Below are 22,043 nucleotides of genomic sequence, written 5' to 3' on the forward strand. Positions count from 1 at the left end.
CGGGTGATCAGGGCTGCGGGTGTTCGGCCATCCATTCCGCCAGGGTTTCGAGGTTGGCCCGGACAGTCCGGCCTTGGGCCCTCTCCACCAGCGGGTCGGCCAGCTTGCCGAAGATGCCCCCGAGGCCGGACGCAGCATCGATCCGCTGGGTCACGCGCGTCCCGCCGTCGGCAGGCTCCAGGGTGAACGTCACGGTGAAGTCCAGCTTCCCTTCCACCGATTTGGACACCATGCGCCGGGGCGGATCAAACTCCTTGACCTCGACGGTCCAGTCGAAGTGCCGCCCCATGATTTTGCTGGTTCCCCGGCCGTGGGTGCCCATTCCCACCGGCCCTTCGCCGACCCGTTCCGACGAGGTCACCGAGGAATCGTAGACAGCGACATTTTCGAAGTTCGACAGGAAATCGAAGACCTCCTGCGGTGGCCGGGCAATGACGACGCTTTCTTCTACAACAGGCACAGCATTCTCCTTTGAGGGCACCTGATGCCGGCCGGGCGCGGCCGGCAGGGACAGCATGGCCCTGGACGCGGCCGGTGTCAATGCCCGCCATCCCGTGCTGCAGGCAGCCGGGCCCAGGGTTCGGACACGTAGCTGCCAAAACAACGTAATCATGCTTACGATTGGCTCCGGGGACGCCCGCCCGGGCGGCAGCCGGGCCGCAGAGCGGCACAGACCCACCGCATCACCCAGCCAAGGAGTGCAGATGTCGCTGAGCAAGGGAACGCACGTGGAGTGGAACACTTCACAGGGCAAGACGCACGGCAAAATTGTCGAAAAGAAAACCAGCGACTTCGAGCTCGACGGCAACACGCACCGCGCCAGCGAGGATGAGCCGCAGTACGTGGTCGAATCGGACAAGACGGGCGCCCGGGCAGCGCACAAGGCATCTGCGCTGACCGAGAAGAAGTAGTCCCGTGGCTGACCAGCACGAGGTAGTGATCATTGGCGGCGGCAACGCCGGCATTTCCCTGGCGGCCCGCCTGCAGCGCTACGGCGTCAAGGACGTGGCCGTGATCGAACCCCGGGACCACCACCTCTACCAGCCGCTGTTCTCGCACATTGCCGGCGGCCGGGCGCGGGCCCAGGAGGCCATCCGGCCGCAGCAATCCGTCATCCCCCAGGGCGTCACCTGGATCCGGGATGCCGCCGTGGGGGTAGACGCGCGGGCCAACACCGTCAGCCTGGAATCAGGCGCCCTGGTGGCTTACGGGCAACTGGTGGTGTGCCCGGGGCTGCAGTACGACTGGGACGCGGTGCCGGGACTGGCCGAGGCCGTGCATTCACCGTACGGCGCATCCCATTACGAGTTCGATCTGGCCCCCAAAGCCTGGACGCTGCTCAGCGCCATGACCTCCGGGACGGCTGTCTTCACCATGCCGGCCGGACCCATCAAATGCGGCGGCGCCGCCCAGAAACCCATGTACCTGGCCTGCGACTATTGGCGGGAACATGGGGTCCTGGACAAGATCAGGGTGGTGATGGTGCAGCCCTACCCCACCGTGTTCGGGGTGCCGGAGGTGGACCGGGAACTGGACCGCAAGATCGCCGAGTACGGAATCGAACTGCGGACCAACAGTGAGCTGGTGGCGGTAAGTCCTGCCGGCCGCCGCGCCACCATCCGGGACCATGCCGCGCACACCACGGAGGACCTGACGTACGACGTCCTCAACGCCGTCCCGCCGCAGTCGGCCCCGGGCTGGCTCAAGGCCACGGACCTGCCGGCTCCCGGGGACGCGGGCGGCTTCGTGGAGGTGGACCGGCAGACGCTGCGGCACCTCCGGTACCCCAATGTGTGGTCCCTGGGCGACGCCGCGGGTACTACCAATTCCAAGTCCGGCGGGGCGCTGCGCAAGCAGACCAAGGTGGTGGCGAAGAACCTGGTGGCGGCCCGCAAGGGCAAACCGCTGCGTGCCAAGTACAACGGTTATTCGGTATGCCCGTTCACGGTGTCGCGGGACACCGTGGTGTTCGCCGAATTTGATGACCGCTACCGGCCCATGCCCACCATCCCGCGCGTGCCCACCTGGAACGAAAGCAGGCTGTCCTGGGTGGTGGACCGGGACCTGTTCCCGAAGATCTACTGGAACCTGATCCTCAAGGGCCGCGCGTAGGGGCTAGCTGCGGGAACCGGTCCGCCACTCGTCGGCAAGGATGGCGTAGACCAGCTCGGTGGCCCACTGTCCCTTGTAGTGCCATTTGTCGATGTGCCGCGCCTCCAGCCGCATGCCCAGCCTGTCGCACAGCGACGCGGACGCGCCGTTGAGCTCGTCGAGCCGGGCCTCGATCCGGTGCAGGCCCAGTTCCTCGAAGCCCAGCCGCAGCACGGCGTTGGCCGCCTCGGTGCCGTAGCCCCTGCCGCGCGCCGCCGGGGCAAGCGTCCATCCCACCTCGCCCTGTCCATGTCCCGGGAGCCATTTGAGCACCACCTCGCCCAGCAGGCCCGGCTCGTCAGCTGCCTCGATGGCGAGGGCCACCCAGTCGCCTTCCTTTTCGAAGACAAAGTTGGCGTACCGGCCCACCCGCTCCATCGATTGGGTGTACGTCTTGGCCGGGCCGGGCAGGAACCGGGCGGTCTCCGGCAGCGAGTGGTAGGCGTGGAAGGCGTCCAGGTCACCGCCATCGAACCGGCGCAGGACCAGGCGCCCGGTGCGGATGGGCAGGGAAATCGCGGGCATGGGCGTCAGCGGCTGGAAGAGACGACGGCGGCAGTGGCCTCCGCGATGGCGCGCTCCTCGTCAGTGGGTACCACCAGGACGGGAATGGCGGAGGACGGCGTGGAAATGACGCGCGGTTCCTTTGAACGCTGGGCGTTCAGGCCGCCGTCGAGCTCTATACCCAGGGCACCCAGGTGGTCAGCCACGAGCGCGCGGAACTGCTGGGAGTTCTCGCCGATTCCGGCGGTGAACACCAGCGCCTTGGCCCCGCCGACGGCCACGTGGTAGCCGCCGATGTACTTGGCAAGCCGGTAGGACGCGACGGCGAGCGCCATCGAGGCGCGTTCATCGCCGGCCTCCGAGGCCTCCACCACGGAGCGCATGTCGTTGTTCCCGGCCAGGCCCTTCAGCCCCGATTCCCGGTTCAGCATGGTGTCGATGTCCTCCGGCGTCCACCCTGCCCGGCCCAGGAACACCAGGATGGAGGGGTCCAGGTCGCCGGAGCGGGTGCCCATCACCAGGCCCTCGAGCGGAGTGAAGCCCATGGAGGTGTCCACGGAGTGTCCGCCGCGGATGGCGGTGACGGAGGCGCCGTTGCCCAGGTGGGCGATGACGGCGTCGAACTCTTCGATGGGGAGGTCCAGCAGCGCCGCTGACCGTCGCGCCACGTACTCGTGCGAGGTGCCGTGGAAGCCGTACCGGCGGATGCCGTGGTTGGTGTAGAGCTCGTCCGGGACGGCGTAGCGCCAGGCGTGCTCGGGCAGGGTGCGGTGGAAGGCGGTGTCGAAGACGGCCACCTGCGGCATCTTGGGCCACTTTTTGGTGATGGCGCGGATGCCCAGGACGTTGGCTGGGTTGTGCAGCGGCGCCAGGGGGTTGAGCCGTTCAATGGCGCGGGTGATTTCGTTGTCCACCATCACGGGCTCGGAAAAGCGTTCTCCGCCGTGGACCACCCGGTGCCCCACCGCGCCGAGCTCCAGGTCGCCCAGTTCCTGGTGGATGGCCGCGTCAACCTGCTCCAGGGCCTCGGCATGGTCCCGCGGGCCTTCGATCTGGCCATCGCCGCCCCCGCCGTTGCCCATGCCGATCTTCTCTATCAGTCCCTCGGTGAGCACCGTCCCGGCGGCCACGTCCCGGACCTGGTACTTCAGCGACGACGAACCGGAGTTGATGACGAGCACGAGCATGCGGGGCCTCCTCAGCCTGGCGTCTGCAGTTCAACCCCCACTATAGGTGGCGCGGCTAACGGCCAGTCCTCAGCAGCGTGTTGCCGTCCTCGGTGACAGGTACGCCGTTGGAATCCATACCACCCACGCGCAGCGCGACGGCAAGTCCCATGGACCAGCGTCAAGTCCTCGTCTTCACCATCTCCGGCGGGAAGATCAGGGAAGCCTTGGAACTTGCTGAGGACAGCACTGAGCTGGCGCACTTTTGGTCCTGACCTGCGGTGCTGATAACGCTTTCGTCACAGGGTTTCGGGCGGCTTGCCAAAAATATCATCAGCATGCTTACTATAGATGCAGTCGATCGGAAACGGCTGCGAACGGAAATCGAGAAGGGTGCGCTCAGTGAACGGGGCGCACCTTTTTCGTGACTGTGGGGTTCCTTGCGGAGAGGCGCAGCCTGTGCATAGAGTCGGCAAACAAGGCTGGACCACGCCGAGAGGACAATTCCATGACGAACGAGCCCACTTCGATCGACGAGAACGACCCCACCAACACGGGATCCAGCAGCACCGCCCCGCTCGACGCGCAACCCGACTCGGGCAGCAAGAATGATCCCACGGGCGTGGAGGGCGCCAACCCGGCCCTGGACGATACCGGCCACCTCAAGGCCGGCGAAACCGGGGAAGCCCCTGAGGCTCCCGAAGACCGGGAAGGACTGGACCTTACGCCGCAGGGCCTTTCGGACGAGCCGGCCAAGCAGGAAGACCCGGACAGCCTGGCCAAGCCGGACAACAGCTGACAGAGCCATACGCAAAAGGACGACGCCGGCACCCACCAGGGTGCCGGCGTCGTCCTTTGCCACTAGCGGGCCAGGCGGGCGCCCTGCCCCTGCCCCAGCTCCTGACCCTGGCTCGCCAGGTAGTCGAAAAGCTGGCGGAGGCCGAACGTCCAGGCCGGGAGTTCCTCGCACGGACCCACCTGGTTGACCAGGGCACCGAGGTGGCGGCTGCGGATGGTGACGGTGTCGCCGTGCTTGTGGGTGAATCCCTGGCCCGGTTCGTCCCGGTCCTGCGTGGGCGCAAAGAGGGTCCCCGTGAACAGCGCGAAGCCGTCCGGATACTGGTGGTGCTTTCCGTAGGTGGCGGCCACGAGTTCCTCGAAGGGCCTGCTGATCCGGGACACACTGTTCCGGCCCTCCAGCAGGTAGCCGTCCGCACCGTCCACGCGGAGCAGGATCTCCTCATCTCGCAGCGTGTCCAGGGTGAAGGCACCGTCGAACAGCCTGATGAACGGCCCCAGCGCGCTGGAGGCGTTGTTGTCCTTGGCCTTGCCCAGCAGCAGGGCGCTCCTGCCTTCCACGTCGCGCAGGTTGACGTCGTTGCCCAGCGTCGCGCCCACAACGCGGCCGCCGGACGTGGCGATCAGCACCAGCTCCGGCTCCGGGTTGTTCCAGGACGAAAAGGCAGGAATGCCGATGTCCGCGCCCAGGCCCACCGATGACAGGACGGGCGCTTTGGTGAAGACCTCCGGGTCCGGCCCGATCCCCACCTCCAGGTACTGCGACCATAGCCCTTCGGCGATGAGGACCCGCTTGGCTTCGGCCGCCTCCGCCGATCCGGGCCTCAGGTCGGCGAGGCTTCCGCCCAGGGCACGGCCCACCAGTTCCCGTACTTCCGCAGCCCGTGCGGCGTCGCCCGCGCAGCGCTCCTCGATGACCCGTTCGATCATGCTGTCCACAAACGTGACGCCGCAGGCCTTGATGACCTGGAGGTCAATGGGTGCCAGGAGCCTGGTTTCGGTGGCGTCCACCGTCCTGCCGTCCCCGGCCAGGGAGGCATTGACGACGTCGGCCGTCGCCCAGCGGGGCTCGGCCAGGTCGGGATCCAGCAGGGCCGCGCGGACGGCTGCGGGCGGGTCCGGCAGTTCCAGCAGGCCGGAGACCGTGGCGGCCAGGCGGTGCAGGTCGAAGATGGTGCCCCCGCTGACGGCCACAACGCGCGGGCCGCCCGTTTCACCATCCCAGACCCGGCCAATGAGCAGCGCGTCATCGGCATCCTCGGGAAGGACAGAACGTACAGCCCCGGGCGTCGTACTCACTGCTGCACCCCCGTCCCGGCCCCGTCACGGGAAGCGTCCGACTCAGGGTGCCGCCAGACGCCGTCGACCCTTTGCGGGACCCGCCACGGATTGCTGTCCTGCAGGGGTTCGGGCAGCCGCGTTGCGGGGAACGACTGGTATGCCACCGGGCGGAGGAAGCGCCGGATGGCCGCCGTCCCCACGGACGTGGTGTTCGAGGTGGTGGCCGGGTAGGGGCCGCCGTGGTGCTGGGCGTAACTGACGGTGACACCGGTGGGCCAGCCGTTCCAGAGCACCCGCCCGCTGATGTCCGCCAGCCGGGCAGCGAGTTCGGAGACGTCGTCGTCCTCCTCTGCCTGCAGCGTAGTGGTCAGCTGCCCTTCGAGCAGCGCCGCCAGCTCCGGCAGCTCCGCCTGGTCCTGGTACTCCACCACCAGGCTGGCGGGGCCGAACATTTCCTGCCGCAGCAGGCCGGGGTTCTTTCGGACCTCCTCCGCCGTGGTGCGCAGGACGGTGGGCGCGGGTTCGTCCGCAAAGTCCCCTTCCAGCAGGACTCCCACTCCCCCGCTGTCCCGTAGCGTGGTGACGGCGTCGGCGTAGCCCGCGTGCAGGCGGTCGCTGAGCAGCCGGGCGGGAGCGAACCCTGCCAGCGCCTCCACCAGCTGGCTGCGGAGCGCCTCCGTGTCCCCAGCGGGGACGAACAGCAGCCCCGGCTTGGTGCAGAACTGGCCCATGCCCAGGGTGAAGGAACCGGCATAGCCCTTGATGATCTCTGCCTGCCGGGCTGACCACGCGCCGGGCGCCACGAAGACGGCGTTGATGCCGCCCAGTTCGCCGAAGAAGGGGATGGGTTCGGGGCGTGCAGCAATCCGGGTGAGCAGGGCACGGCCGCCGGCGGTGGAGCCGGTGAAGCCGATGGCCTTGACCAGGCGATGGTCAACAAGGGCCTCCCCCGCCTGGCGGCCGGTCACCATTGAGAAGAGGCCGTGCGGCGCTCCGGCGTCCTCCAGGGCATCGATTACTACCTGTGCGGTGCGGGCGGCAAGTTCGCGGTGGGCGTCATGGGCCTTGTGCACCACGGAGCAGCCCGCCGCCAGGGCTGAGGCACTGTCACCGCCCATCACGCTGAACGCAAAGGGGAAGTTGGAGGCTCCGAAGACGCCGACGACGCCGAGGGGCACGTTGTACCGCCGGAGGTCCGGCCGCGGCCCCATGCCCCAGGCGGGGTCGTCGTGGTCGATGGTGGCGTCGAAGTGCTCGCCGCGGCGGATCTCGTCCGCGAACAGCCGCAGCTGGAAGACGGTGCGCTTGAGCTCCCCCTCCAGTCGCGGGGTACCCAGGTGGGTTTCCCGGACGGCCGTTTCCACCAGCCCGGATGCGTCCTGCTCCAGGCCGGCGGCGATGGCTTCGAGCCAGCCGGCCCGGGTGTTGGGGTCTACGATCCGGCCCTTTTCAAAGGCGGACGCTGCGGCTTGGACGGCGGCGTTTACTCCTGCGCTCATCGGCCGGCTCCGGCAGGGGCCAGGGCTGCGCCGGTGACGGCGGCGCGGTTGCCCACTTCCTGCCATCCGGCGCCGTTGGGGAATTCCCACCGGGCGCGGGAGGCACTGAGCATCTCAGCGCCGGTGCCGGGCAGTTCCGGTGCAGCATAACGGCCGTTCGTGATCCTGACCGGCTCGGCGAAGTGCTCGTGCAGGTGGTCGACGAACTCGACCATGCGGTTTTCCTGGCTGCGGCCCACCACGGCGTAGTCGAAGAAGGAGAAGTGCTGGACCAGCTCGCACAGCCCCACGCCGCCGGCGTGCGGGCAGACGGGCACCCCGAATTTGGCTGCCAGCAGCAGGATGGCGATGTTCTCATTGACGCCGGCCACCCGGGTTGAATCGAGTTGCAGCACGTCGATGGCGCCGGCCTGGAGCAGCTGCTTGAAGACGATGCGGCTCTGCACTGCTTCACCGGTGGCCACCCGGACCGGGGCAACGCCCCTGCGGATTTCGGCGTGGCCCAGGACGTCGTCGGTGCTGGTGGGTTCCTCGATCCAGTAGGGGCTGAATTCTGACAGCTGGTTGACCCACTCGATCGCCTCGGACACCTCCCACCGCTGGTTGGCATCAATGGCAATGGGGAGGTCGCCCACGGCCTCGCGGGCCAGGGCCATGCGCCGGCGGTCGTCGCTGATGTCCCCGCCCACCTTGAGCTTGATCATGGAGAACCCGTCGGCCGCCGCCTCCTTGCTGAGCCGGACCAGTTTCTCGTCGCTGTAGCCCAGCCACCCCGGGGAGGTGGTGTAGGCGGGGAAGCCGTCGGCCTTGAGTTCCGCGATGCGTTGCTCCTTGCCGTCCTGGCCGGCACGGAGGATCTCAAGTGCCTCCTCCGGGCTGAGGGCATCGCGGATATGCGTGAAGTCCACCACGCTGACCAGTTCCTCGGGTGTCATCTCACTGAGGAGGAGCCAGAGGGGCTTGTTTTCCCGGCGGGCACGGATGTCCCACAGTGCGCTGACCAGGGCGCCGCAGGCCATCTGCGTCACACCCTTTTCGGGGCCCAGCCAGCGGAGCTGGGAGTCGTGGATGAGGAGCCTGGAGGCCGCGCCCAGGTCACCGATGAGTTCGTCGATGTCGCGGCCCAACAGCAGGCGGGCATAGGCGTCAATGGCTGCAGTCAGGATTTCGTTGCCGCGGCCGCAGCTGAAAATGAAGCCGTGGCCCTCGTCGCCCGCATCTGTGCGGATGACCACATAGGCGGCCGAGTAATCAGGGTCTACGTTGACCGCGTCTGAACCGTCGAGCTCAAGGGACGTGGGGAAGCGGACGTCCTGGGTGTTGATGGACGTGATGGAAGGCATGGATCTCAACTTTCGGAGCGGAACTGGAGAAGGGAAAGATTCGATTCCTATACGAATTTCTAAAATCATATAGGAGACGTGACGTACGTCAACCCATGACCGGCCAGCATGCCCCACCAAACGCAGCAGCCCCGGCCGTCCAGGGCCGGGGCTGTTCGTCGAGAGCTAGGTGATGATGTGCTTGCGCGGCGGTCCACTGTCCTCCAGCGGGGCAAGTTCCACCTCAAAGGCCTGCGCAAAGCGGTCAAACGAATTACGGATATGCGTCGTCATGGCCGCCTCTGCCCCCTCCGGATCGCAGGCCTCGATAGCCTCCCTGACCGCAGTATGCTCAGCCACCGTAATGGCCCCGTCCACATCCGCCGGGTAGAGCCGGAAGGTGTGCAGGTGGCAGTGGGTCTGGGCAAAGGCATGCCGGACCACGGGGTTTCCCGAGGCGGCAAGGATGGTGTCATGGAAACGGGTGTCATGGGCCACCAGATCCTGCCGCAGGTCCTTGCTCCGCTTCATGGCGCTCCGGAAGCTGCCCAGTTCCTTCTCCAGCGCGCCGGCCGGATTGGCGAGGCGGTCAACAGCGGCCGCGCGGGCCGCCCAGGGTTCCACGAGGAGCCGGAATTCAAACAGCGAGCGCAGTTCCGGCAGGTCCAGCAGCGGGGTGGTGCTGTATCCCCGGCCGGGGTTGTAGACCACCAGGTTGTCGCCCTCAAGCCGTTGAAGGACCTCGCGGACGGGCGTCTGCGACACTCCGAGGCTGCGGGCGACGGCGTCAATGTTGATCCGGGTGCCGGGCGCTATCTCGCCCTCCAGGATTGAGGCACGCATCGACGAATAGACGTCGGGCACGGCGGCCTTGCCGCGGGAGGTTTCGGATGGTTGACGTGGGGGCACGCGGTTACCTCTTGCACTGGGTTGGACTTGCTGCGGAGCTTGGACATGGCCTTTTCGGCCGGGAGTCGCTTGGGGGAATCATAAGCCACACCCCCCACAGCCTTCATGGAAGGGCTTTTTTGGAGAGGCACTTGATCCCGGTCACATTATCTATATGATTAATCCAATTCCTATACGATTTGGCGCTGACACCTTCCGCGTCCTCCCCTCCCGCCCGTGCGCCCCGTACCCGAAGCCATGTATATGTCGAAGGAGACCGCATGACTACGCTCGGAAGTAAGACCTCCATTGCCAATTCATCCCCCCAGCCCCGCCTCATGACCCGCAAGCGCTGGGTGATCATCTGGCTTGCCTTCATCGGCCTCAGCATCAACTACCTTGACCGGTCCAGCCTCAGCGTCGCCCTGCCCTTCATGGGCAAGGACTTTGAGCTCAGCGCCACCCAGCAGGGGCTCATTTTTGCCGCCTTCTTCTGGGCCTACGACTTCTTCCAACTCGCTGCCGGCTGGTACGTGGACAAGGTAGGCCCCCGCCGTTCGTTCTCCCTGGCCGCCATCTGGTGGTCCGTCTTCACCATGGTGACGGCGGCAGCCTCCAGCTTCTGGTCCCTGTTCGCCGCCCGCTTCCTCCTGGGCGTCGGCGAAAGCCCTGCCCCCAGCACCGCCGCCAAGGTGGTGGCCACCTGGTTCCCCGTCCGGGAACGCGCCTTCGCCACCAGCATCTGGGACTCCGGCTCCCGCGTCGGAGCGGTGATCGCGCTGCCCATCGTCACCCTGGTGGTCGCCTTTACCTCCTGGCACGCCGTCTTCATCATCATCGGTGTCCTTGGAATCATCTGGGCCGCCGTCTGGTGGAAGTACTACCGCAACCCGGAGGAGCACGCCGGGGCAAACGCCGCGGAGGTCAGCTACATCCAGGAGGGCGGCGCCCGCGGCGCGGCAAGCGATGACGAAGGCGCAGCCAAACTTCCGTGGCGGTCGCTCTTCAAGTACCGCACCATCCTCAGCATGATGTTCGGTTTCTTCTGCCTGAACAGCGCCATCTACTTCTTCATCACGTTCTTCCCCAGCTACCTGGTCAAGGAACGCGGCTTCGACCTCCTGAAGCTCGGCTTCTTCGGCGCGATCCCCGGCATCTGCGCGGTCCTGTTCGGCTGGCTCGGCGGCTACCTGGCCGACCGCGCCGTCCGCGCAGGATCCCCGGTCAGCAAGGTCCGCAAGACGGCCATCGCCGGCGGCCTGGCCGGCGGCTCGGTCATCATGTTCGCCGCACTGGTTCCGGAAGCATGGATGGCCCTGGCCCTGCTGTCCGTCGCCTACTCCAGCCTCACCGTGGCCGCCACGGGCATCTGGTCGCTGCCGGCCGACGTCGCCCCGAGCTCACGCCACGTGGGCTCCATCGGCGGGCTGCAGAACTTTGCCTCCAACCTGGCCGGCATCTTCACGCCCATCCTGATCGGCGTCCTGGTGGACCAGACCGGATCCTTCGTGGCGCCGCTCGCCGTCATCGGCGCGATCTCGCTCATCGGAGCGGCCAACTACCTGTTCGTCATCGGCAAGATCGAGCCGCTGAAGGTCAAGGCAGCCGCCTAGACCCTTCAGCACCCAGACAAAAAGTACGACGCCGGCACTTTGCATAGTGCCGGCGTCGTACTTTTCTGCATGGTCCCCTACGAGGCCGGCGCCTGCGCCGGGACCTTCGCCTGCGATGGAGGGTCTGTTTGCGCTGGTGTCTGCGCCTGGATCGCCGTAATGGCCACCGTGTTCACAATGTCCTCCACGGTGCAGCCGCGGGAAAGGTCATTGACCGGCTTCCGCAACCCCTGCAGGACCGGTCCCACCGCCACCGCCCCGGAGCTCTGCTGCACCGCCTTGTAGGTGTTGTTGCCCGTATTCAGGTCCGGGAAGATGAACACCGTGGCCTGCCCGGCCACGGAGGAACCGGGCATCTTGGACGCGGCGATCGAGGCATCCACGGCGGCGTCGTACTGGATGGGGCCTTCCACGGCGAGGTCCGGGCGGCGCTCGCGGACCAGTTCGGTGGCCTGCCGCACCTCGTCCACCGCCTCGCCCGCGCCGGAGCCGCCCGTGGAGTAGGACAGCATGGCCACCCGCGGTTCCACCCCGAACTGCGCGGCGGTCTCGGCCGAGGCCAGGGCAATATCGGCCAGCTGCTCCACGTTGGGATCCGGGTTCACCGCGCAGTCGCCGTACACGAGCACCCGGTCCGGCATCAGCATCAGGAACACCGAGGACACGATCTTCACGCCCTCGCGGGTCTTCACGAACTCCAGCGCCGGCCGGATGGTGTGCGCGGTGGTGTGGGCGGCACCGGAAACCATCCCGTCCACCACACCCAGCTGGACCATCATGGTGCCGAAGTAGCTCACGTCCTGCATGATCTCCAGGGCCTTGGGCAGGTCCACGCCCTTGTGTGCCCTCAGCTCCGCGTACTTCTCGGCGAACTTCAGCCGCAGGTCCGAGGTGGCTGGGTCGATGACATTAATGCCGGACAGGTCGATGCCGTTGGCCGCGGCCAGCTCCCGGACGTCGGACTCCGGGCCCAGGAGCGTCAGGTCGCAGACGTCGCGGCGGTGCAGGATCTCGGCGGCCCGCAGGATCCTCACGTCGGTCCCCTCGGGGAGCACCACGTGGCGGCGCTGCGCCCGGGCCCGCTCGATCAGGTCGTGGAGGAACCGCAGCGGCGTCATCCGTTCCGCCCGCGGCAAATGCAGCCGCTCCACCAGCTCGGCCTCGTCCACCCGGCGGGACCAGAGGCCCAGCGCGGATGCCACCTTGCGCCGGTGCCCCGACCAGATTTCGCTGCGCACCTCGGACACCCGGCGGGCCGTCTGGTACGTGTCCTCGTCCGCGGCAAAGACAGGGAAGGGCGCCTGCGCCAGGAGCGGGTAGATGTTGGCGTCCGGGGCCAGGCCACCGGTGAGGATGAGCGCCGACGCCACCGGAAATTCGGGCGAGAAGGACGAGGCCAGGCAGGCCACCATCACGTCTGCCCGGTCCCCCGGCACGATCACCAGGGCGCCCTCGTCCAGCACGTTCAGGAAGTTGCCCACGTTCATCGCGGCAACCTTGATGTCCCTGACGTCACGTTCCATGTCAGGCGTTCCCGCGATTTGGCGGACGCCCAGCGCCGCAGCCACTTCCCCGGTGGTGGGGCGGGCAATCTCCTCCAGCTCCGGCAGGATGTACACCGGGCGGCCGGAAGCGCCGGGCTTCAGGGCAGCCGCGATGGCGTCCAGGTCGCCGGCGCTGGCCCTGTTCACCATGATGGCCAGCAGCGCACACCGTTCGGCGGCGAGCTCCTTGCGGGCAACTTCGACGGCGGCAGCGGTTTCCGGGACGGTCCGCCCCTTGGCACCCACCACGGCCACCACGGGCGTGGCGAGGTTGTTGGCCAGCCGGGCGTTCAGGTCGAACTCGACGGCGGAATCCTGGCCAACCAGGTCGGTGCCCTCCACGATCACCACGTCGCAATGGCGCGCGATGTCGGCAAAAATCTCCACGCACCGGGCATCAATTTCCGCCCGGTTTCCCTCCGCGAGCAGGGTGCGGACCTCGTCGTAGGTCAGGCCGCCGCGGCAGCGCTCGTCATCCAGGGCGAACCGGGCCTTCATCAGCGCCACCATCGGGTCGTCGGCTGCCGAGGGGCCATGGACCACCGGCTTGAAGAAGCCGATCCTGTCCGCGTGCCGGTGCAGGGTGTCCGCCAGGCCGAGTGCCACAAGGGACTTGCCCGAGCCGGGGGTGGTTGCGCTGACGTAGATGCCTTTGGCCATGGTCCGCCCTTTGCTGTTCTTGCTGGTGCCGGTCCCCCCATCCTTGCACTTCGAGGCCGCGCGCGGGGCGGCCGACCCAGCGTCGACTGCTCCGTAACTGCCGTTTTGGGCGCTGAGAACGGCAGTTACGCAGCAATCGGTGACGGGGCGCCCAGCCGCGCAAGGTGTGTCCCGGCGTCGTGCCCTATCCCGCCTCCCCTTGACACCGGACCCCCTCATGGGATTACCTAATGAACATTCGGTAAATAAAGCTGGAGGCAATGACGCATGGCTGAAACTGCACTTTCCGGGGCCACCCACCCCATCCTGGAAAACGACTACGCCTCCGAATGGATGGGAATTGAGGTCCTGGCCCTCAGCGACGGCCACGCCACCATCCGGATGACGCTCCGGCAGGAAATGCTCAACGGCTTCGGCATGGCCCACGGCGGAATGATCTTCGCCTTCGGCGACACCGCCTTCGCCCTGGCGTGCAACCCCATCCACCCTGCACCCGGCGAGGAAGGCACCATCACCGTCGCTTCCGGCGTCGACATCAACTTCCTCAAGCCCGCCTTCCGGGGCCAGGTGCTCACCGCAGTGGCCGACCGCCGCTCCAGCGCCGGCCGCAGCGGACTCTACGACATCCAGATCTTCGCCGCCGACGCCGCTGCGCCGGCTGCCGAAGGCCAGCCCAGTTCCAGCACCCCGGGCGAGCTCATCGCCGAGTTCCGCGGACGCAGCCGCACCATCCCCAAGAAGTAGGAAAATCATGACCCTGCATGCCCCCGAAACCCCCGCCGCTGCCGGCATCGACCCTGGCCTGGACCGCGAGGAGACCATCTCCCGCGACGAGCTCGAAGCCCTCCAGCTCAGCCGGCTGCAACACACCGTTGCCTACGCCTACGAGCGGGTCCCGCTGTACAAGCGCAAGTTCGACGAGGCCGGCATCCACCCCACCGACCTGCGCGAACTCGAGGACCTGGGCAACTTCCCCTTCACCACCAAGGAGGACCTGCGCCAGGAGTACCCGTTCGGCATGTTCGCGGTGCCGCAAAGAGAAGTGGCCCGGATCCACGCCAGCTCCGGCACCACCGGCCGGCCCACCGTCGTCGGCTACACCAAGCAGGACCTGGCCGACTGGGCCAAGCTGGTGGCCCGCAGCTTCCGCGCCTCCGGCATCCGCCCCGGCATGAAGGTCCACAACGCCTACGGCTACGGCCTGTTCACCGGCGGCCTGGGAGCGCACGCCGGCGCCGAGGCCCTGGGCTGCACCGTGATCCCCATGTCCGGCGGCCAGACCGAACGCCAGATCCAGCTGATCCAGGACTTCAAGCCGGACGCCATCCTCGCCACGCCCACCTACCTGCTCACCATCGCCGACGCCATGGCGCACATGGGCATCGACCCCGCCTCCACCTCGCTGAAGTTCGCCGTGCTGGGCGCCGAGCCGTGGACGCAGGAGATGCGGCACGAGCTCGAGGTCATGATGAACATCAAAGCGTGCGACATCTACGGCCTGTCCGAGGTCATGGGCCCGGGCGTTGCCGGCGAGGCCGTGGAGACCCAGGACGGCAGCCACATCTGGGAGGACCACTTCCGCCCCGAGATCATCGACGCCTTCAACCCGGCCCCGGGCAAGGAAAACGTCCTGCGCGACGGCGAGCACGGTGAACTGGTCTTCACGTCCCTGACCAAGGAAGCGCTGCCGATCATCCGCTACCGCACCAAGGACCTCACCCGCCTGCTGCCCGGCAGCGCCCGCCCGGCGCACCGCCGGATGGGCCGCATCACCGGCCGCAGCGACGACATGATCATCCTGCGCGGCGTGAACCTGTTCCCGTCCCAGATCGAGGAAATCGCCCTCCGCATCCCCGAGCTGAGCCCTCACTTCCAGCTCGAACTGACCCGGCCGGAAGGCCAGCGGATGGACCAGCTGACCGTCCGGATCGAGCGCCGGGACGCGGTCACCGTTGAGCAGAGCACGACGGCGGCACGCACCTTGAAGGAGCAGATCAAGATCCATGTGGGTTCTTCGTGCACCGTGAACGTGGTGGAGCCGGGCTCGCTGGAGCGGTCCAACGGCAAACTGCGCCGCATCTACGACATGCGGCCGAAGGCGTAACGGAAGATGCTGCCGGGCACAGCCGATGCCGGCCGGGTTGCTGCCCGGCCGGCGCCGGCTCCCGGACCGACCGACCGTTCGTGAGAAACTAGCCACTATGCCCAGCACCACCGAAACATCCAGCCCCACCGGCCCAGCAAACGGAACAGCAAAGCGCGGCCGCCCCGGCTACGACCAGCAGTCCGTGCTGCGCATCGCCGTCGACGTCTTCAACCGCCATGGCTACGACGCCACCTCGATGGGGATCCTGGCGGACAACCTGGGCATCTCCAAATCCGCCATCTACCACCACGTGCCGTCCAAGGGCGACCTCCTCAAACTTGCCCTCGACCACGCCCTGGGCGGCCTTGAGGCCATCCTTGAACGGCCGGAGGCCACTTCCGGGGCTGCCGATGCCCGGCTGGAGTTCGTGCTCCGGCAGACGGTGGCCGTGCTGGTGGACCGTCTGCCGTTCGTCACCCTGCTGCTGCGGCTGCGGGGCAACACGGAAATTGAGCGGGATGCGCTGGAACGCCGCCGGACCTTCGACCACAAGGTGGCTGTGCTGATTTCGGCTGCCCGCGATGAGGGCTCGCTCCGCCAGGACATCGATCCCCGAACCGTCAGCCGCCTCCTGTTCGGCATGATCAACTCGATCGTGGAGTGGTACAAGCCGGGCGGCTCCCTCTCCCCGCAGCGGCTTGCCGACGACGTCATCACCATGGCGTTCGACGGCCTCCATGCGGACGTGTAGGCCGCGCATCCACTGGTCCACGGGCAACTAATAAGCGTGCTTGGTATTTGGCGGGCTCCCCGGCTACGGTGGTAGAAAGCCATCGTCCGCAGGGAGGTCCTGAATGAGCCAGGCCAATGATCCACGGCGTTCATGCCGGCCCCGGACAGTACTCGCGGGCGGACTCCTGACCGCAGCCCTGGCACTTAGCGGCTGCACCGGTTCGCCTGCTCCCCCGGCCCCTGGCACCTCCTCCCCAGGCCAGGCAGCGCCGTCGGCCCCGGCCTCAGGGGCTTCCGCTTCGGCAGCGCCAACCACCGGCGCAGGCCCGGACTCCGGAACCGCGGCCGGCAACCTGCCGCAGCTCGTGGAAAACCTCTCCCCATCCGTGGTCACCATCTTCACCCAGGGCGGCCTGGGCAGCGGCGTTGTCTACTCCGCCGACGGACTGATCCTCACCAACGAGCATGTGATCCGGGGCGCAACCAACGTGGAGGTCGGATTTGCCGACGGGCAGCGCGTGGAAGGGACGGTCAAGGCAAGCGACGCCGTGACGGATCTGGCCCTGGTGCAGGCCAAGCGCACCGGCCTGCCGAAACCCACGTACCAGACCACGCTGCCCAAGGTAGGCGAAGGCGCACTGGTCCTGGGTTCCCCGCTCGGATTCGAGAACACGGCCACCGCAGGCATCATTTCCGGGCTGCACCGCTCCATTCCAGGGTCCGCATCCAACAGCCTCTCCCTGGTGGACCTCATCCAGACGGACGCACCCATCAGCCCCGGCAACTCCGGCGGTGCCGTGATCAACATGCGCGGCGAGGTAATCGGCATCAGCGAGGCGTACATCCCGCCGTCAGCCGGTGCGGTCTCCCTTGGTTTCGCCATCCCGGCCGCCACGGCAGTGGACGTGGCGGAGGAGCTGCTGGCCAGCGGCACCGCCAAGCACGCCTACCTGGGCCTTACCCCGGGCGAACTGACCGCCCAGATCGCCGCCCAGCTGGGCATCCAGGGAGGATCCGGAGTAGTGGTCCTCGCCGCGGACACGGACGGCCCGGCAGGGAAGGCAGGAATCCGCCCCGGGGACGTCCTGCAGTCCATGGAGGGCGTTGAGCTCACCACGCCCGAAAAGCTCCTGGCGGAATTGCGCAAGCGCAACCCCGGCGACACCGTAGGCTTCAAGGTCAAGCGGGGGGACCAAAGCCTGGACATCAAGGTGGACCTCACCGACCGTCCCGCCACTACAACCACCCGATAGGAAGGAAGAAACATGAGCCACCCCAAGGAAGAACCTGACGCAGGATTCATCGTCCCGGACCCGTCCAAGCTCCGTGAGGACATTCCCGGCGACGCCGGCGACGAGGCCAACGTGATCCGCTTCAGCGAGGAGCAGGCCCTGATCGAGGAACAGTCGCACGGCATCCGCCCCGACACCTACAGCGTTCCGGCAGGCGGCCCGACCATGGACGAGGCCCGCGGCAACATGGACCTCTCGGACCGCAGCGAAGAAGGCCGCGGCACCGGACGCGAGGATGACAGCAGCGACGACGGCCTGCACGGCGGCGCCGAAAGCTGACCTCCGGACAGAGACAAGCAGCAGGGGTGCCCCGATCCGACCGGGGCGCCCCTGCTGCTGTGTTTAACGGCGGAGCCGCGTTTGTCGGCAGGCCTAGACCTGGTACTCCAGCTTCCCGCCCAGGTTCTCGTGGACGCACAGGATGTTGTGCTCGGTGTCCATGAACCACGCGCACTTTTCCGAGCCGGTAGTGCAGATATGGTTCTCCGTCTTGAGGTTGGGCAGGTCGTAGTCCTGGAAAATGACTCCCCTTGCCTCCATGTCACGGACGGTTGCCTCGATATCGGCGACCTCAAAGCTCAGCGCGGTATGGTACGAGTGCCTGCCGTCCGAGACCGGCATCAGCTGCAGCAGCGGGCCGCCGTCGGCGCCGAGCAGTTCGCTTCCGTCCTCCGTTTTTCCACGGTGCGGGAGTCCCAGCTTTTCCGTGTAAAAACTGCGGGCGCGCGCTGCATCATCAACCGGCAGGATGGTTGTGGCTGCGTTCATTCTCAGGGTCATTGGGCCACCTCCTACGGGCAGAATCTTACGCCCGGCAGGCCCAAAAAGGACCGCCCCCAAACGCCCCATCACTTCCCGCCCACCAAACCCAAACGCCCCATCACTTTCCTGAAAGAAGTGATGGGGCGTTTGGGAAAACCGGCAGTAAGTGATGGGGCGTTGGGTTACTTTTCGACCAGGGTGAGGACGTCGTAGGTGGCCACGATCTCGTCGTTCTGGTTGGTGAGCACAGCGTCCCAGGCCACCTCACCGTATTCGTCGGTTTCACGCGGGGTGATCTTCTTGGCGGTGAGGGTCACCCGGATGGAATCGCCGGCGGCCACGGGGGTGAGGAAGCGTGCGTTCTCCAGGCCGTAGTTGGCCAGGACTGGGCCCGGCGCAGGCTCCACGAAGAGTCCGGCAGCCCAGCTCAGCAGCAGGTAGCCGTGCGCCACGATGCCCGGGAAGAACGGGTTGGCTTCCGCCGCTTCCTGGTTGGTGTGGGCGTAGAACGTGTCCCCGGTGGAGTGGGCGAACGCGCTGATGTCCTCCAGTGTGACCTGCCGCAGGTCCGAGCGGACGGCGTCGCCGATCCGCAGGGTGGACAGGTTCTTCCGGAACGGATGCGCGCCCTCGGTCTCCACCGTGAAGTTGCGGTCAGCCCCGGTGTGCCACACGCCGGTAACCGCGGTCAGCATGTTGGGCGAGCCCTGGATGGCGGTCCGCTGCATGTGGTGCAGCACGGACCGGATGCCGCCCAGTTCCTCGCCGCCGCCCGCGCGTCCCGGACCGCCGTGGACCAGGTGGGGAACGGGTGAGCCGTGGCCGGTGGAGGACCGGGCGTCCTCGCGGTTCAGCATCAGGACGCGGCCATGGTGGGCCGCGATGCCGGTGACCAGCTCGCGGGCCGCCTCGGGATCGTTGGTGCACACGGATGCCACCAGCGAACCACCGCCGCGGGCGGCGAGGCGTACGGCATCCGCCAGGTCCTTGTAGCCGATGACGGAGGATACCGGCCCGAAGGCTTCGAGCGAGTGGATGGCTTCAGCTTCTGGGTTGTCCCAGTTCAGGACCACGGGAGCCATGAAGGCCCCACCGTCCACTACCCCGGTGGTTCCGTCGGCGGAGGTGACCGACGGCGAATCGAGCGTTCCGTACGCAAGCTCGCCGCCGGCGTCGAGCATTGACTGCACGGCAGCGCGGACGTCCTCCAGCTGCTCCACCGACGCAAGGGCGCCCATGGTGACGCCTTCCCCGCGGGGGTCACCCAGGACCACGCGCTCGGCGATCCGCTTGCCAATGGCTGCCGACACGGCGGGCACCAGCTCCTGCGGCACGATGGCCCGGCGGATGGCGGTGCATTTCTGGCCGGCCTTGACGGTCATCTCGGTGACCACGGACTTGACGAAAGCATCGAATTCCGGGGTGCCCTCTACGGCATCCGGACCAAGGATGGCGGCATTCAGGGAGTCCGTCTCGGACGTGAACCGGACGCCGCCCTCCACCACATTCGGGTGGGCCTTCAGGGACCTGGCGGTGGAGGCGGACCCGGTGAACGCCACCAGGTCGCGGTAGTCCAGCACGTCCAGCAGCCCGCGGACCGAGCCGGAGATGAGCTGCAGCGACCCCTTGGGCAGGATGTTCGATTCCACGATGGCCTTGACCACTGCGGCCGCAACATAGCCCGTGGGAGTGGCCGGCTTGACGATGGTGGGGACGCCGGCCAGGAAGGCGGGAGCGAACTTCTCGAGCATCCCCCAGACCGGGAAGTTGAAGGCGTTGATCTGCACGGCGACGCCGGGGATGCGGGTGTAGATGTGTTCGCCGGCGAAGGATCCGTCCTTGGACAGCACCTCCATGGGACCGTCCACCACCACCTGGGAGTTGGGCAGCTCACGCCGGCCCTTGGAACCGAAGGTGAAGAGGACGCCGATGCCGCCGTCGATGTCCACCATGGAATCGATCTTGGTGGCGCCGGTCTGGTAGGAGAAGCCATAGAAGTGGTCGCGGCGGGCGTTGAGGTACTGCGCCAGCTCCTTGAGCTTGAGGGCGCGCTGGTGGAAGGTCAGCTGGCCCAGTCCGGCCTGGCCGGTGGTGCGGCCGTACTCCACGACGGCGGCGAGGTCCAGCCCCTCCGTGCTCACCTTGGCCAGGACCTCCCCGATGCTCGCATCCCTGACGGGGACCGCGGAGGCCGAGGAGCCGGCGTCGGGCGTCCACCATGCGTCCATGACGAAGCTGGGCACTGTCTCCACGGTGTCGACCGTGGCCTGGGGAGCTGTGGCTGTGGTGGTCATCGTTGACGGTCCTTCCAACAAGGGGGCAGGCAAACGGGCCGGCCATTACTGACCGTCCGTTCGGTAATATATTCACCATACATGAAGTGCCGTGCTGCACACTAGAAGGCCAGGACCGAATTGGCCACCCAAAGGAGAACGCATGAACGCCCCGTCACCCCAGGATGCTTCCGACAGCCAGCACCAGCTCTGGAAAATCACCCTCGGCGAGCTGGACGAGAAGATGGGCGTGAAAATCCTGGAGGAGTCCGTGGAGCGGGTGGTGGCCACCATGCCCGTGGAGGGCAACCGGCAGTCGTTCGGGCTGCTGCACGGCGGCGCCTCGCTGGCCGTGGGAGAGGCGGTGGGGTCCTGGGCGGCCGTTATCCACGCGAGCACCATGGGCAAGACGGCGGTGGGCGTTGACGTTTCCGCCACGCACCACCGTTCCGCACGCGAGGGCCAGGTGACCATTACCGCCACGCCCATCCACCTGGGCGGGACGCTGACCACGCACGAGGTGCTCATCACCAATGAAGCCGGCCAGCGGCTGTGCACCCTGCGCATCACCAACCTCCTGATGAAGCAAAAAAACTGAACAAATTCGCGGGCAGTGCATTCATGGGCGGCGTTCGGAAGGTAATAAACGTGTCAGCATCACCAGCCCGGCTACCGGGCATCCCCCAAGGAGTTCGAAATGCGCAAAATAACCTATGCCGCTGGAGCACTTTCCCTTGCTGCTTCACTGGCCTTCGCCGCTCCCGCCCAGGCCGGCAACTGGCACCACGATGACGACCCCGCCCTGCTGTCGGTCCTACACGGGGTACCCGGCCTGACCGTGGATGTCTGGGTGAACGGCGAGCTCACCCTTGATGACTTCACGCCCGGCACCCTGGCCGGACCGCTGGAACTGGCCGCCGGCGATTACCAGATCGCCATCACCGCTTCGGACGCCACCAGCGCCGAAAACCCGGTGATCGGCCCGGTCGATGTGCAGCTCGACGAGGGCCGCACTTACACGGCAGTGGCGCACCTTGACGCCGGCGGAGCCCCCACGGCGACCCTTTTCACCAACGACACCAAGGCCCCCGGCAATGACACGAAGGGCAAGCTGACAGTCCGGCACGTGGCCGCAGCGCCCGCGGTGGACGTGCTGGCCGGCGGAACGGCCGTGATTGAAGGCCTCAGCAACCCTGATGAGGCGACCCTGAAGCTGAAGGCCGGCACGGTTTCGGCCTCGGTGGCAGCGGCAGGGACCACCGACCCCGTGATCGGTCCAGCCGACATCACCGTCGAAGCCGGCAAGAACACCATCGTCTACGCCTGGGGAAGCCTGGCGGACGGCACGCTGGACGTTGCGGTCCAGGTGGTTGACGGCAGAGGTGCGGCGGACGCCACTGAGGCTAACGCAACCGGGAGGCGCTAAGCGCCGTTCCCCCGGGATCGCTACGGACCGGACTCTGTATGTGTGG

The 22,043-nt window shown here is 67.1% G+C and carries 21 protein-coding genes; 11 read left to right on the top strand and 10 right to left on the bottom strand.

Features of this window, described 5'->3' with window-relative positions; genetic code table 11:
• Positions 1-7: 7 nt before the first annotated feature.
• On the bottom strand, positions 8-460 hold the full coding sequence (locus ACWRN3_RS10230; protein WP_476740573.1) for an SRPBCC family protein: 453 nt from the start codon (positions 458-460) through the stop codon (positions 8-10).
• Positions 461-704: 244 nt separating this feature from the next.
• Between ACWRN3_RS10230 and ACWRN3_RS10235 the strand changes: the two genes are divergently transcribed.
• Entirely contained in the window at positions 705-911 is a 207-nt protein-coding gene (locus ACWRN3_RS10235; protein ID WP_056392720.1) for a hypervirulence associated TUDOR domain-containing protein, read from the top strand.
• Positions 912-915: 4 nt separating this feature from the next.
• On the top strand, positions 916-2,112 hold the full coding sequence (locus ACWRN3_RS10240) for an NAD(P)/FAD-dependent oxidoreductase (protein WP_476740574.1): 1,197 nt from the start codon (positions 916-918) through the stop codon (positions 2,110-2,112).
• A gap of 3 nt (positions 2,113-2,115) precedes the next feature.
• Here ACWRN3_RS10240 and ACWRN3_RS10245 read toward each other — a convergent pair whose 3' ends face one another.
• Together ACWRN3_RS10245 and ACWRN3_RS10250 are read right to left on the bottom strand one after the other, a co-directional pair.
• Positions 2,116-2,676, bottom strand: a complete 561-nt coding sequence (locus tag ACWRN3_RS10245) for a GNAT family N-acetyltransferase (protein WP_476740575.1) — start codon at positions 2,674-2,676, stop codon at positions 2,116-2,118.
• Positions 2,677-2,681: 5 nt separating this feature from the next.
• Positions 2,682-3,842, bottom strand: coding sequence for an acetate kinase (locus ACWRN3_RS10250; RefSeq protein WP_476740576.1), 1,161 nt, complete (start codon positions 3,840-3,842; stop codon positions 2,682-2,684).
• A 487-nt stretch (positions 3,843-4,329) separates the two neighbouring features.
• Here ACWRN3_RS10250 and ACWRN3_RS10255 point away from each other — a divergent pair, with 487 nt between their 5' ends.
• The gene (locus ACWRN3_RS10255; RefSeq protein ID WP_476740577.1) at positions 4,330-4,620 is read left to right on the top strand and encodes a hypothetical protein; all 291 of its coding nucleotides are present in this window, start codon (positions 4,330-4,332) and stop codon (positions 4,618-4,620) included.
• A gap of 62 nt (positions 4,621-4,682) precedes the next feature.
• Here the strand turns inward: ACWRN3_RS10255 and ACWRN3_RS10260 are convergent, their stop codons facing one another.
• From ACWRN3_RS10260 to ACWRN3_RS10275, 4 genes are all read right to left on the bottom strand, one after another.
• Complete coding sequence (locus ACWRN3_RS10260) at positions 4,683-5,918, bottom strand: fumarylacetoacetate hydrolase family protein (protein WP_476740578.1); 1,236 nt, start codon at positions 5,916-5,918, stop codon at positions 4,683-4,685.
• The gene (locus ACWRN3_RS10265; RefSeq protein ID WP_476740579.1) at positions 5,915-7,399 is read right to left on the bottom strand and encodes an aldehyde dehydrogenase (NADP(+)); all 1,485 of its coding nucleotides are present in this window, start codon (positions 7,397-7,399) and stop codon (positions 5,915-5,917) included. The genes ACWRN3_RS10260 and ACWRN3_RS10265 overlap by 4 nt, the downstream gene beginning before the upstream one ends.
• Positions 7,396-8,742: an L-fuconate dehydratase gene (locus ACWRN3_RS10270; protein WP_476740580.1), complete on the bottom strand. Its 1,347-nt coding sequence runs from the start codon at positions 8,740-8,742 to the stop codon at positions 7,396-7,398. The genes ACWRN3_RS10265 and ACWRN3_RS10270 overlap by 4 nt, the downstream gene beginning before the upstream one ends.
• Before the next feature lie 165 nt (positions 8,743-8,907).
• Entirely contained in the window at positions 8,908-9,630 is a 723-nt protein-coding gene (locus ACWRN3_RS10275; RefSeq protein ID WP_255173166.1) for a GntR family transcriptional regulator, read from the bottom strand.
• A gap of 260 nt (positions 9,631-9,890) precedes the next feature.
• Here ACWRN3_RS10275 and ACWRN3_RS10280 point away from each other — a divergent pair, with 260 nt between their 5' ends.
• Positions 9,891-11,222, top strand: a complete 1,332-nt coding sequence (locus ACWRN3_RS10280; RefSeq protein ID WP_324642987.1) for an MFS transporter — start codon at positions 9,891-9,893, stop codon at positions 11,220-11,222.
• Between the two features lie 77 nt (positions 11,223-11,299).
• Here ACWRN3_RS10280 and pta read toward each other — a convergent pair whose 3' ends face one another.
• Positions 11,300-13,426 (bottom strand): phosphate acetyltransferase, encoded by a 2,127-nt coding sequence (gene pta / locus ACWRN3_RS10285; RefSeq protein WP_476740581.1) that lies wholly within the window; start codon positions 13,424-13,426, stop codon positions 11,300-11,302.
• Between the two features lie 267 nt (positions 13,427-13,693).
• Here pta and ACWRN3_RS10290 point away from each other — a divergent pair, with 267 nt between their 5' ends.
• The 5 genes from ACWRN3_RS10290 to ACWRN3_RS10310 all read left to right on the top strand — a co-directional run bounded on the left by ACWRN3_RS10290 (position 13,694) and on the right by ACWRN3_RS10310 (position 17,815).
• The gene (locus ACWRN3_RS10290) at positions 13,694-14,170 is read left to right on the top strand and encodes a hotdog fold thioesterase (RefSeq protein WP_255173169.1); all 477 of its coding nucleotides are present in this window, start codon (positions 13,694-13,696) and stop codon (positions 14,168-14,170) included.
• A gap of 7 nt (positions 14,171-14,177) precedes the next feature.
• Positions 14,178-15,530, top strand: coding sequence for a phenylacetate--CoA ligase PaaK (gene paaK / locus ACWRN3_RS10295; protein ID WP_324642989.1), 1,353 nt, complete (start codon positions 14,178-14,180; stop codon positions 15,528-15,530).
• Positions 15,531-15,627: 97 nt separating this feature from the next.
• On the top strand, positions 15,628-16,263 hold the full coding sequence (locus tag ACWRN3_RS10300) for a TetR/AcrR family transcriptional regulator (RefSeq protein WP_255173171.1): 636 nt from the start codon (positions 15,628-15,630) through the stop codon (positions 16,261-16,263).
• 103 nt (positions 16,264-16,366) lie between these two features.
• Complete coding sequence (locus ACWRN3_RS10305) at positions 16,367-17,497, top strand: S1C family serine protease (RefSeq protein WP_476740582.1); 1,131 nt, start codon at positions 16,367-16,369, stop codon at positions 17,495-17,497.
• Positions 17,498-17,509: 12 nt separating this feature from the next.
• Positions 17,510-17,815: a hypothetical protein gene (locus ACWRN3_RS10310; protein WP_255173173.1), complete on the top strand. Its 306-nt coding sequence runs from the start codon at positions 17,510-17,512 to the stop codon at positions 17,813-17,815.
• Positions 17,816-17,908: 93 nt separating this feature from the next.
• Here the strand turns inward: ACWRN3_RS10310 and ACWRN3_RS10315 are convergent, their stop codons facing one another.
• Together ACWRN3_RS10315 and paaZ are read right to left on the bottom strand one after the other, a co-directional pair.
• Complete coding sequence (locus ACWRN3_RS10315; RefSeq protein WP_476740583.1) at positions 17,909-18,304, bottom strand: VOC family protein; 396 nt, start codon at positions 18,302-18,304, stop codon at positions 17,909-17,911.
• Positions 18,305-18,480: 176 nt separating this feature from the next.
• The gene (gene paaZ / locus ACWRN3_RS10320; protein ID WP_476740584.1) at positions 18,481-20,592 is read right to left on the bottom strand and encodes a phenylacetic acid degradation bifunctional protein PaaZ; all 2,112 of its coding nucleotides are present in this window, start codon (positions 20,590-20,592) and stop codon (positions 18,481-18,483) included.
• 142 nt (positions 20,593-20,734) lie between these two features.
• Here paaZ and ACWRN3_RS10325 point away from each other — a divergent pair, with 142 nt between their 5' ends.
• Both ACWRN3_RS10325 and ACWRN3_RS10330 read left to right on the top strand, forming a co-directional pair.
• Positions 20,735-21,169, top strand: coding sequence for a PaaI family thioesterase (locus ACWRN3_RS10325; RefSeq protein ID WP_476740585.1), 435 nt, complete (start codon positions 20,735-20,737; stop codon positions 21,167-21,169).
• Between the two features lie 99 nt (positions 21,170-21,268).
• A complete protein-coding gene (locus ACWRN3_RS10330; protein WP_476740586.1) occupies positions 21,269-21,997 on the top strand; it encodes a DUF4397 domain-containing protein in 729 nt (242 codons plus the stop codon).
• Positions 21,998-22,043 lie beyond the last annotated feature (46 nt).

This window comes from Pseudarthrobacter sp. rb (assembly GCF_056389225.1).